The following is an 11,758-nucleotide window of genomic DNA, read 5'->3' on the forward strand; positions in this document are numbered from 1 at the left end:
GCCGCTCGGCACGGTGCACGCGGACGGGTGAGTACGCCGGCGTACCGGCGAGGTCAGTACGTGATGCGCGGGTCGAGCCACGCGTAGACCAGGTCGGCGAGGAGGTTCACCAGGAGGACGAAGACCACGACCATCAGCACCGCGCCCTGGACGACGGGCAGGTCGCGGCTGAAGATGCCGTTGACGATCAGGGTCCCCATGCCGGGGACGGTGAAGACGGTCTCGGTGACGACGGTGGCGCTCATCAGCGCCCCGATCTGGAGCGCCACGACCGTCACCACGGGCACGATCGCGTTGCGCAGGGCGTAGACCCCCACGATCCGGCGGCGTGTGAGGCCCGATGCCTCGGCCGTACGGATGTAGTCCTCGTTGAACGCGGCCAGGAGGGCCGCGCGGGTCTGGCGCATGGTGACCGCGGCGATGGTGGAGCCGATGGTGACGGCCGGCAGGACCATGTGCCGCAGGTTTTCGAGGGGGTCCTCGGTGAAGGGGACGTATCCCGAGGGCGGGAGGATCCTCAGCCACAGGGCGAAGACCAGGATGAGCAGCGCGGCGAGGTAGAAGTGCGGGGTGGAGAGGGCCAGCAGACCGCCGGAATTGAGCACGGTGTCGGTGCGGGTGCGGGCGCGGACCGCGGCGAGGATGCCGGCGGGGATGCCGATGAGGACGGCGAACAGCAGCGCGATGAGGCCGAGTTCGACGGTGGCGGCGAGCCGGTCGGAGATGACCGCGTCCACGTGTTCGTCGGTCAGCCACGAGCGGCCCAGATCACCGCGGACGAGGCCGGCGAGCCACTGGGTGAACTGCTGCCAGAGCGGGACGTCGAGGCCGAGGTCCGCGCGGAGCACCGCCCGGTCCTCTTCGGTGGCCTCCTGGCCGAGGATGGAGAGGGTCGGGTCGCCGGGCATCAGCCGCAGCAGCAGGAAGAGCACCAGGGAGACGACCAGGACGACCGGGACCAGTTGGGCGAGTCTGCGTACGAGGTATCCGGTCATTTCACCGGCTCCGGTATCGGGACGACGGGTGCGGGTACGGCGGTGCCGTGGGGGACGGGGCGGTGGGCGAGGCCGCGCAGCCAGGCCAGGCGCGGTGCGGGGGCCAGGTCGTACGCGTACAGGACGAGTGAGCGGGCACCGGCCGCGCGGGCGTCCCGGGACACGTCCGCGAGGTGTTGTTCGCCGGTGGTGCGGTCCGCGGCCAGGCTCCAGCCGGCCGACACGCGGGCGCCGGTCCGTGCCGCCGCGGCGAGGTCGCGGCGAAGGGCCTCGGGGTTCCCCGACAGATCGGTGACGGTGAGGGCGCCCGACACGGTCGCGAGGGCGTCCAGGTCCGCGGCGGACTTGCCGTCGCAGGCGTACGGGTCGCCGGTGGTGCGGACGGAGACGGGCAGTCCCCCGGCCGCTGCGACGGCGTCCCGCACGAGTTCGACGGTGATCTGTGAGCGGACGGCGAGGAGGGTGTCGTGCAGGGCGGAGCCCAGGGCGGTGCGGGCGTCGGTGGCCGGGTCGCCGGCCTCGCGCGGATCCGCGAGCTGGGCCCGCAGTACCGCACGGACCGTTTCGGTCAGGCCGGGAACGTCGATGCCCGCCTCGGCGAAGCGGTCGGTGCAGGCGGAGCAGAAGCAGAGGGAGAGCAGCCAGCGGTCGACCGGGCGCAGGGCGGCGCCGAGCTTGTCGTGGGCGCTCTGGTGCTGCCAGCCGAGGTAACCGAAGGCTTCGAGTTCGATGCCGGTGACACCGGGGCGGCGGGCGCTGCGGGCGACCAGGTCGGCGGCGTAGGCGCGGACTTCGGCCCTGGCCGGGCACAGGGCGTGCAGGTAGTGGTGCCCGAAGACGTTGCGCAGTGCGGAGCCGGGTTGCCGGGTGGCCGGGGCGGACTGGTGGAGCCCGACGAGCCAGGCGGTGACGCCGAGGCCGGCGCGCAGCAGGGCGGTCGTGGCCGCTGTCGCCTCGTCGCCGAGGACCGGTAGCGCGAGTTCCCTGCCGTCGGTGGGGGCCGGTTCGTCGCGGAACCACTGTCCGGCCCGGAAGTCGGCCACGGCGCACGGGTCGCTGGTCGTCAGCAGCCACCGGCCGCTGTGATACGCGAAAGCCAGGCGTACACCGTCGACGCCGTGGGCGGCCAGCCGGTCCGCCTGGGCCTGCGGCTGCTCACGGAAGGAAAGAGGGTGGGCGAAGACCTCGACGTTCACCGGCCGGCTCCGGGAGCGTCACCGAGTGCGCGCGAGATGGTCTGCTTGGCCTTCTCGATGTGCTCGCGGGTCAGCCGTTCGGCGAGCGGGCCGTCGCCCTGTTCCATGGCCGTGAGGATCGCCGCGTGCTCGGCGGCCTCTTCCTCCCAGGTGGCGCGCAGCCGCCAGCCGAGGCCGGCCACGAAGGCCGTGAGGTCTTGGAGCTGGTCCAGGAATCCGCAGAGGAAGCCGTTGTCGCAGGCGGTGTAGAGCGCGCGGTGGAAGCGCCGGTTCGCCACGCCCAGGCCCCGGGTCTCGCCCGAGCCGATCAGCGCGGTCGCCTCCTGCAACGCCTGGCGGGCGGCGGCATGGGGCGTGGCTCCCAGGCGGACGGCGGCCAGGCGTACGGCTTCGGGTTCGGCAGCGCAACGGGCCGTGTAGAGCTCCTGCACCAGCCGGTTGTCGGGGCGGCGGACGCTGACGCCTTGATAGGCGTTGGGTTCCACCAGGCCGGTGGACTGGAGTTGCTTCAGCGCCTCGCGCACCGGCGTCTTGGAGACCCCGTACATCTCTGCGAGTTCCCGCTCGACCAGCGCCTTGCCGGGCGGGAGGGCGCCTTCGAGGATCGCCTGCCGCAACGCGTCCCGCACCCGGTCGGTGCGGGACGCCGGCTGTCGCAATGGCGGCAGCGTGGCGGCGGGCGGGACTTCCGCGCTGTTCGCTTGATAGTCGGTTTGTGGCATGGCGGCATGCTGGTATACCAGCATGCCAACCCGCAACCCCTGTGCGGAAATTCTTTGGAACGCCCTTCCCGGGACCGCCGGAACCACTCTTCAGAACTGATGCATCGTCAGAACGTTTACACCGCATCCGGGGTTGCATTCGTTTTTCGGGTCTGCAACTGTCACTCACGCAACTCGCCCCCCACACAAGGGATTCCGGGGGCACCATCGCGGCCGCGGCGCCCCGGCCCAGCGCCCCGACCCGGCGCTGCACCGGCGCGATGCCGCTGCCGTGCCCGTCCCGCGCGCCGCAGTCCGCGCCTTCTCCCTGCGCGCAGTGCTCATCCGCCGCCGCGGGACACCGACCGCTTCCGCCAGGACAACCTCGGAGACCAGGCAACAATGAAACGCACGCGCAGCTTCGCCGTGACCGCGGCACTGCTCACGTCATCCGTCCCGCTCGGCCTCCTCACCGTGGGAGCGGGTACGGCACAAGCCGCGGCCCGCACCTACTTCGTGAGCCCCGGCGGCAACGACGGCAATCCGGGAACCTCGGCCCGATCCCCCTTCCGTACCCTCCAGAAGGCCGCGGACAGTGCGGCCCCCGGCGATACCGTCTCGATCATGAACGGCACGTACTCCGAGCGCTCGGCGGGCTCGAACGTGCTGACCGTGAAACGCTCGGGCCGCCCCGGAGCGCCCATCACCTTCACCGCGCACCCCGGCCACCGCCCGGTGATCCACCCGGTGAAGGCGTGGAACGGCATCAGCGTTCTCGGCGCGTCCCACATCGTCATCAAGGGCCTGGAGATCAAGGGCAACAACAGCGCCCTGAACCTGGTCGGGGCCGAACGCGCCGCGAAGAAGGGCGACCCCACCTACAACACCAACTGCGTCTCCATCGAGCGGAACAGATCCACGGGAGACCTGTCACACCACGTCGAGGTGGTGGGGAACAAGGTGCACGACTGCGCCGGCGGCGGCATATCCGCGATCGACGCCGACCACGTGACGATCTCCGGCAACCACGTGTACTCCACCTCCTGGTACACGGTCTACGCGACGAGCGGGATCTCCGTCCTCACCCCACGCGACGTCGGCGGCGGCGATGCGAAGACGTACAAGATCCGCATCACGGGCAACCGCGTCCACGACAACGAAACCAAGATCAAGTGGGAGCGGTGCCGCTGCTACTCCGACGGCAACGGCATCATCATCGATACCCTCAAGGGCGACGGCGACCACCCCGCCTACCGCGGCCGCGTACTGGTCTCCGACAACATCTCGTACGACAACGGCGGCTCGGGCATCCACTCCTTCAAGAGCCAGCACGTCGACATCGTGCACAACACGGCGTACCTGAACGGCCGCAGCACCCGCATGAAGAGCTACGCCAACATCTTCGCGCACGACAGCACCGACGTGCGGCTGCTCAACAACGTCGCGTACGGCCGCCCCGGCCAGGCGACCAACAGCAGGTCCCGCAACGTCGACGTCACATACGACTACAACGTCTACTTCGGCGGCAAGGCTCCCGAGGTCAAGGGCGCGCACGACGTCGTCGCCGACCCGAAGTTCGCGAACGCCGGAACCGGGGCGAACGCGGACTTCCGACTGGAGAAGGGCTCTCCCGCCATCGGCACGGGCACCCCGTTCGCCGCGGTGACCAGGGACATCACCGGTGCCGGCCGGTCCGGCGGTGCGCCCGACCGCGGCGCGTACGCCTTCGCACCGGACACAGGTGAGGGTGCGCAGGGCGGATCCGGCGACGCAACGGCTTCCCCCGCCCAGGAAGGCACCGCACCCACCACGGGCGAGCAGTCCGGCGCCCCGGACTCCGCCCCCACGACCGGCACGGAACCCCCGGCCGGAACGGAGAACGGCACCGGCTCCGACTCCGGCCTGAGCGCGGACGGCGGGAGCGGTCCCCTCGCCGAAACCGGCGGCTCCGATCCCGTACTGCCCCTCGGCATCGGCGCAGTGGTTCTCGCCCTCGGCGCGGGTCTTCTCCTCCTCGTCCGGCGTAAGCGTTCCTGACGCCCCGGCCCCCTGCCGGGCCACCCCGTGACGTGGTGCCGGCCCCGCCCCCGTGCCTGCGGGACCGGCACCACCCGCCCCAACACCCCGGACCGCGCCCGGACGCCGGTCCCCGGCGCTTCCCGAGCACCGGGCCCCTGACAGACTTGCCGCCATGGCGGCACAGCGGAGCAGAACGGAGTCCCCCACCGGTGATCCGGTACCAGACCCTCCACGTGTCGCCTGGCGCAAGCGGATGAGGGTGCGCGTTCTGGACGCCGCCCGCGACCTGACGTGCGACGCGGGCTGGGACCAGGTCAGCCTCTCCGCCGTCGCCACCCGTGCCGGAGTCTCCCGCCCGTCCGTGTACAAGGAGTTCGGGAGCCGCGCCGGCCTGGGACGCGCCCTGGTGATCCGCGAGACACAGGAATTCTTCGCCGGTCTCGGTGACATCCTGCACCCCGGCCTTCCCGACACACACGCCTCCCTCGAAGCCGCCATTTTCTACGTCCTCACGCAGGCAGACGAGCGCCCCTTCGTGCGAGCGGTCGTCGCGGCCGCCCGCGAAGGCTCGGACAGCCTGCTTCCCTACCTCACCGCCCGGGCGGACCCCGTCTTCGACACGGGACAGGCTCTGCTGCGGGACTGGCTGGGCGAGCGGCATCCCGCGCGGGGAGAACAGACCGTCGAGGACGCGGCAGACATTGCGGTTCGCATGACCATCAGTCATCTGATCCTGCCGGATCGAGCGCCGCGCCCCACCGCTCGCCGGCTGGCCGCAGCGGTGCTGAAACTGCTGGAAGACAGCCCCTGAACCGCTCCCGCCGGGCGCCGGCGACCAGGCAGGACACCGCCTCGCACCGGCGGAGCCCGCCGGGAGCCTCCGGCGGGCTCCGCCGTCTCGCGCGCTCTCGCACAGGTCTCACGTATCCCTTGCGGATCTTCCGGCCGACCTACCATTGTGGAACGCCTGCACTCGTCTCCGTTGTATGAATGGATCAGCATGCCGCAGCAGACATCGGACGGCCACGGGCCCACGTTGGTGTACGCGAACTTCGTTTCCGATCTGGCCCTCGGCCTCGAGGCATCCGAGGTGCTGGACCGATGGGCCGAGCAGGCACCGCGCAAGATGTGGCTGCTCGGCCCGGGCGACGTACTGCTGACCCCTGTGCCGCTCAGCGCCGCTTTTCATCGGTACGCGGCACAGCTGCTGGCGGTGTGCCCGGAGGAGATGACCGCCGTTGTGGTGCCGCCGCGGCCGGGTGCCTCGATGGCAGACGCCGTGAGGGGCGCCGGCTTGATGGACAGGATCCGGGAGCTGGCTCAGGAGCGACCGGGCATCGCGCTGTTGCCGACAGCGCTGGACAGTTCCTCCGTCGGCTTTGCCCGGGAGGTGGGCGTACCGGTCGCTCCGTACGGGACGAGCGGGCCGACCACGCAGGCGTTGCGTGTCGTCTCCTCGCTCAATACGAAGTCGGGGTTCCGGGACATCGCTTCGACGCTCGGCATGAGGGTGCCGCAGGGCGTCGTCTGCCGGCACGCGGATCTTCGCACGCACGTCGAGGAAATGGTGGAGAAGTACGGTGAGGTGGTGCTCAAGCCGGACCGGTCGGCCGGAGGGCACGGTATGAGCTTCCTTTCGGCGACGCAGTCGCAGCTGCCCGTCGCCGGCCCCGGTCTGGACGGCCTGTGGGTCGTCGAAGAACGGCTGGAGGTGGCCCACTCCGTCAGCATCCAGTTCAGCACTGGACCGCGGGGCAGCGTCATGGCGTACAGCGGTGAAATGCGGACCAAGGAGGGTTCCTTCATCGGGTACGAAGCTCCGCTGCGGGGGCTCGCGGCGACCGCGGCGGATGAACTCGAACAGTGGGGCACGAAGCTCGGCGACCACCTCGCGCACCACGGCTATGCCGGCCCGTTCAGCCTGGACGCGGTGGTCACGCACGACGGCACCTTGTTCGCCAACGAGAGCAACGTACGCCGGACGGCCACCACCACACCGCACGCCATGGTCACCAGGCTCGCCCGCGCGGCAGGCCTGGAGCGGCCCGCCTGGCTCCTGGGCCGTGGCCGGTCCGCGAAGACGTACACCTTCATGGAGGCGGTGCGGTTGCTCGAGGACAGCGAACTGGCGTGGAGCCGCGAGCGGCGTGAGGGCGTCGTCTTCTACATGGACGAGCCGGTGGACGGCCACACCTGGCGGTACGCCGTCATCAGCGGGCCCGAGGACGGCCGACCGGCCGCCCTCGAGGCACGCCTGGCCCAGGCCATGGCCTTCGAGGACTGAGTGCGCGCGAACACACGAGACCGCGGGCCCGGTGACGCTGCGAACGGCGGGCCCCGCGTCCCTCCTCAGGCCGCGCGGCCCCCAGGACCTCGGGCCATCGCTGCCGGCAGGGCGGCCAGCCAATGGGCCAGGGTCTCGGCGCCCTGGACAAGAGCCCGCACCTCGACCCGTTCGTCACCGCTGTGCCAGCGGTCCTCCAGCAGGCCGGTGCCGTAGAAGAGCACGGGTGCAGCGACGGCCCGGGCAAGCTGGGCGGCAGGAGCCGCGCCGCCGTTGCGCATGTGGGCGGCCGACGCCCCGAGGGTGCGGCTGATCGCACGCTCCAGCGCCGTGAAGGCAGGGTGATCCGTGGGTGTCGTGTACGGGTCCGACCGGCTGGCAGGAAGATCGAGGTCGAAGGTGAAACCGGACGGGACCCGCTGCTCGACCCACTCCCGCACCCGCTGTGCGATGTCGTCCGCCTGCTGGCAGGGCACCAGACGAAACACCAGGCCTGCCGTGGCGGTGGCGGGGACGACCCCCAGCCCCGGAAGGTCCGGGTGACCGCCGAGGATGCTCGTCACCTCCGCGGCCGGCCGCAGCCATACGCGCTCCAGGATCCCGAACCCCGCCTCCCCCCGTGCACCGAAGGTGCCGGTCCGGGCCAGCCATTCCGGCTCGTCAGGTGCGATGGCGGCGAGCTGCGCCCGCTCACGCGCCGACGGGTCTTCCACCTGATCGTAGAACCCGGGGACGGTGACACGTCCGCTCTCGTCATGAAGAGAGCCGAGCAGCCGGGAAAGCTCTGTGAGCGGATTGCCGGCCGCTCCCGACACGGCCCCGTTGTGGATGTCGTACCGTGCCGCGCTCACAGTGAGCGCGGCGCTGACCGAGCCGCGCACGCCGGTGCACACCGCCGGCTTGTCCGTCGACCACAGCATCGTGTCGGAGACCATCACCACGTCGGCCCGCAGCTCTTGGTGGTGCCGGGCCAGCAGGCTGTCGAGATGGACGGAGCCGATCTCCTCCTCCCCCTCGATCAGGAACTTCACCGTGACCGCCGGGGCGCGACGGCCCGTCGCCGCGAGGTGGGCCCGCAGCGCCCACACGTGGCACATCACCTGGCCTTTCGCATCCGACGCGCCGCGTCCGTGCAGCCGGCCTTCCCGCAGCACGCCCGCGAAGGGCTCCGTCTCGTGCCACTCCTCGTCGATGACGGCGTTGACGTCATGGTGACTGTAGACAAGCACCGTCGGGGCGTCGGGACTGTGAGCGGGCCAGCACGCGTAGACAGCGGGAAGCCCGTCCGTCGGCCACTCCTCGACCACGGGAAACCCCGAGTCCCGTAGGAACGCGGCCAGCCAGCGGGCCGATCGGGTCACGTCCACCGCGTGGCCGGTGTCGCTGGAGACGGAAGGGATACGGACCCATTGCGCCAACCGCTCCATCATGACGTCCGTCCGTTGCGCCACGGCATCACGCACCGGAGCCCTGTCGGTCAACCGTCGCTCCCTTCCGCCCTGACACAGGCATACGGCCGAACGCCGTCACCCGCCGGTACACGTACCCCGTCCTGCGCACGGGGCGAAGGCGGCCTCCCCCACGCGTCGCCCGGCCCCAGGTGATGGAGACCCTGCTGATCACGGCAGCGCCAGGCATGGCCGGTCCCACAATCAGGCCAGCCTATGGGCACACCGTGTCGCGCCACTCCGAAGGCCGTCGGCGTTGCGTCAAGTGAGGTGCCCATACACCTGACTGGACGCACACGGCAACGAAGGCCGACAGACGCGGGGACCGTCGGCGGTCGCGGGCGAAGCTCCTGGACCGCACGGGCACCGGGCGCCGAACCGGGCGGCCGTGTCACGGGAGCGGCATTGTTGCGCCACGCCGTCGGCAAGCTCGGCCCCTGACGCGGCACGGCCCGTACCGCCTGCACCGCCTGCACCGCCCAACCGTCGGCACCGCCCAACCGTCGGCACCGACGACGCGACCCGGCTGCGACCACATGCTTGACTCGTCTACCGGGCACTGCCATGCACCGGACCGCCGTGGCCGGCGACACCGGCAGAGGATTCGTTCTTCCGGGCACGGGCACCCGCGACGGTACGCGCATCGCCGAGAGGAGCGGATCTCGTTGACCCAGGACACGTCGACTGCCGGGAAGCATACGAAAACGCCCACGGGCACCGGGCTCGTCGCACGGGCCGCGCGGAGCATCGCGCACTGGCGCCACGCACCGGCGCTGCACCCGTTCGGGGTCAGCTGCGACGGGGTGCTCGCCGTGCAGCCGTCCGGTCCTGCCTGGGGCGAACCGTGGCTCGACACTCCGGGGGACTACCAGGTGCGGATGAGGTGGTCGCGCGCCGTCGGGCTGCCCGGACGGCTGCCGGACGCCCTGGGACTCGCGCTGCGCGTGCACGGCGCAGGAGGCCCCGGGCGCTCCTTGGACCTACTGCTGACCAGCAGCGGCGCCGGGCGGCGGACCAGACATCTGCCCCTGCCACGCCTTGACGCCCTGGCCGGACCGTACTCCACACTCCTCTCCTACCGGATCGGCGAGCACGAGGCTCTGCTGGCCGCCCACCCGGACATGACCTCGCCCCTCGTACCGAACGGCCTCGCGACCCTGCGCACGACGCTCCAGGCCGGGCCACTGACGTTTCGCCTGGGCGCGGCGCCGCCCGGACAGGGGTGGCGCGCTCTGGGCACGCTCACCACCGGCCCGCCCCACGACCTCCCCGCCGAGGACACCGTCTCGTACGACCCGTACCTGAACCACCTGCCGCGCCTGCACCCGACGGCCCGGTTCAGCGGGCTGCGGGAAGCCGCGTACGCGGCTTCCCGGGCCGGACGTCGAGCGGCCGGCCGCGCCGGTTCGTGAGCTCTCCCCGCGGCCACGGAGCCCGCGACAAGGTGCAGCCGCCCTGCGGCGTCCATGACCACCGCACGCGGCCGTCGCCCGGTGAAGAGCCAGCCCTTCCCCGGGCCGGTGAGGTGCGGCCGCGGCGGACGGATGTGTGCGGTGCGGGCCCGTCATGAGCAGTCCGGCAGACGAGTGGTGAGCGGAACCGAGAAGCAGCCGGGACGAGTGAGGGCTCGGGGCGGGTGGTCCTCATCGGACACGGCCCGCGCCCGCCCCCCGCGCCACATCGCGATCCGCCCGCGCCGCGCTGTCGACCGGGCCGTGCAGGGAGGGCTTCCAGTTGACGTCGCCGGTCAGGTCGCGTTCACTGCCGGAGTTGTAGGCGTTGTGGATCGCCAACAGGTCGACCGGGAAGCCGTTGAAGGAAGTCCCGCTCTGGTGCAGGGCGGTACCGTTCCAGCTCTTCACCAGATCCGCCGCCTCGACGTGGCCCGGCGTGGTGAAGGAGTTGTTCTCCGCGTAGACCGCCGACTCGGTGGAGACCCCGATCGAGTACCGGTAGTCGTGGGCATCGGCCGGAACGACGTACCGGTTGTTGTACAGGTGCACTTGGCCGTAGCGGACGCGCGGGGCGCGCTGTACGACGCCGTGGAACTCGTTGTGATGCAGGGTGACGCGCAGTCTGCCGCGGTCACCGGCCGCGGAGTCGCTGTTGCCGATCAGCATGGCCTTGTCGTGGTCGGCGAACCGGCTCCAGGAGACGGTCACCAGGTCCGATCCCTGGGTGATGTCCAACAGGCCGTCGTGACGCAGGTAGTTGCGCCCGAAGTAGGTCGGCTCGTCCTCGTCGGGGTGGCCCTTGTCGCTGGCGGTGACGTGGTCGATCCACACATGCGAGGCGCCGCGCAGCCAGATGGTGTCGTACGCGGCCTTCCAGTCGCCGAGGCCCCCGGTGTTGGGCTGCCAGACGGGGAAGCAGTCGAAGGCGTCACGCAGTTCGAGGTTGCGCACGATGACGTTGTCCGCGTTCTCGATCTGCAGACTGGCTCCCTTGAGTACGGCACCGGAACCGAGCCCGACGATCGTGGTGTTGGAGCCGACCGGGAGCTCCACCCGCTCGGCCTGGCGCGCGGCCGACGCCTTCCTGGCCTCCTCCTGCGGACCGGCCGGCTTGACGGAGCCCCAGGTGCGCGGGTCGTAGGCGGCCAGATACTCCTTCAGGCGGTAGCCGCCGGTGACGTAGTCGGCGCAGTCCAGGCGGCGGCCCTCGTCGTCGGTGTTCGCGTCGACCACCCCGGCGACTTTGATGATCTTCGGGGTGTCGCTGCCGCCGTCCAGGGCACGGGCCAGCTCCGTCCGATTGCGTACGGTGAACACATGGTCCTCGTCGGCCGCGGCGCCCCCGCTGGTGCCGCCCTGCGCAGCCGCCCAGCCGTCGTCGGGCGCGAGCGTCTCGCGGCTGATGTCGCGGATCTCGGCGGAGGCGAAGGCGGAGGCTGAGGCGCCGGCCAACAAGGCTCCCACCGCGGTGAGACGGAGCGCTGCGCGAAGGACGGGCACGGGCGTCATATACGTCTCCCGGATCGTGTATCGCGTCTCATGTATGACGCATGAAGTACGACGCCACGAAGCTAGGGAGGCACCAAGTATTTGGTCAACTGTCCTGACAAATTAATTTCAGTGAATTCCGTTTCAGGCCCGGGGCGGACTTCGCCACCACT

9 protein-coding genes are annotated in these 11,758 nt (G+C 70.9%); 4 read left to right on the top strand and 5 right to left on the bottom strand.

Annotation, left to right across the window (positions count from 1 at the left end; translation table 11 throughout):
* Nucleotides 1-53: 53 nt before the first annotated feature.
* Genes ABD374_RS13925 through ABD374_RS13935 form a run of 3 tightly spaced genes read right to left on the bottom strand, consistent with a single transcriptional unit; the run spans nt 54 to nt 2,913 of the window.
* Nucleotides 54-995, bottom strand: a complete 942-nt coding sequence (locus tag ABD374_RS13925) for an ABC transporter permease (RefSeq protein ID WP_344494964.1) — start codon at nt 993-995, stop codon at nt 54-56.
* Nucleotides 992-2,191 carry a hypothetical protein gene (locus ABD374_RS13930; RefSeq protein ID WP_344494966.1) on the bottom strand — a complete coding sequence of 400 codons (1,200 nt, stop codon included), beginning with the start codon at nt 2,189-2,191 and terminating at the stop codon, nt 992-994. Before ABD374_RS13930 ends, ABD374_RS13925 begins: the two co-directional genes overlap by 4 nt.
* Nucleotides 2,188-2,913 (bottom strand): GntR family transcriptional regulator, encoded by a 726-nt coding sequence (locus tag ABD374_RS13935; RefSeq protein WP_344494968.1) that lies wholly within the window; start codon nt 2,911-2,913, stop codon nt 2,188-2,190. The genes ABD374_RS13930 and ABD374_RS13935 overlap by 4 nt, the downstream gene beginning before the upstream one ends.
* A gap of 381 nt (nt 2,914-3,294) precedes the next feature.
* Between ABD374_RS13935 and ABD374_RS13940 the strand changes: the two genes are divergently transcribed.
* From ABD374_RS13940 to ABD374_RS13950, 3 genes are all read left to right on the top strand, one after another.
* Nucleotides 3,295-4,929 carry a right-handed parallel beta-helix repeat-containing protein gene (locus tag ABD374_RS13940; protein ID WP_344494970.1) on the top strand — a complete coding sequence of 545 codons (1,635 nt, stop codon included), beginning with the start codon at nt 3,295-3,297 and terminating at the stop codon, nt 4,927-4,929.
* A 235-nt stretch (nt 4,930-5,164) separates the two neighbouring features.
* Nucleotides 5,165-5,722: a TetR/AcrR family transcriptional regulator gene (locus tag ABD374_RS13945; protein WP_344494972.1), complete on the top strand. Its 558-nt coding sequence runs from the start codon at nt 5,165-5,167 to the stop codon at nt 5,720-5,722.
* A 189-nt stretch (nt 5,723-5,911) separates the two neighbouring features.
* Complete coding sequence (locus tag ABD374_RS13950; protein ID WP_344494974.1) at nt 5,912-7,195, top strand: preATP grasp domain-containing protein; 1,284 nt, start codon at nt 5,912-5,914, stop codon at nt 7,193-7,195.
* 65 nt (nt 7,196-7,260) lie between these two features.
* Here ABD374_RS13950 and ABD374_RS13955 read toward each other — a convergent pair whose 3' ends face one another.
* Nucleotides 7,261-8,676, bottom strand: a complete 1,416-nt coding sequence (locus ABD374_RS13955; protein ID WP_344494976.1) for a M20/M25/M40 family metallo-hydrolase — start codon at nt 8,674-8,676, stop codon at nt 7,261-7,263.
* 632 nt (nt 8,677-9,308) lie between these two features.
* On the opposite strand from ABD374_RS13955, the gene ABD374_RS13960 reads away from it, so the two are divergent.
* A complete protein-coding gene (locus tag ABD374_RS13960; protein WP_344494978.1) occupies nt 9,309-10,055 on the top strand; it encodes a phosphodiesterase in 747 nt (248 codons plus the stop codon).
* Nucleotides 10,056-10,286: 231 nt separating this feature from the next.
* Here the strand turns inward: ABD374_RS13960 and ABD374_RS13965 are convergent, their stop codons facing one another.
* A complete protein-coding gene (locus tag ABD374_RS13965; protein ID WP_344494980.1) occupies nt 10,287-11,606 on the bottom strand; it encodes a pectate lyase family protein in 1,320 nt (439 codons plus the stop codon).
* Between the last annotated feature and the right edge of the window lie 152 nt (nt 11,607-11,758).

The organism is Streptomyces enissocaesilis (assembly GCF_039533765.1).
GTDB lineage: Bacteria > Actinomycetota > Actinomycetes > Streptomycetales > Streptomycetaceae > Streptomyces > Streptomyces enissocaesilis.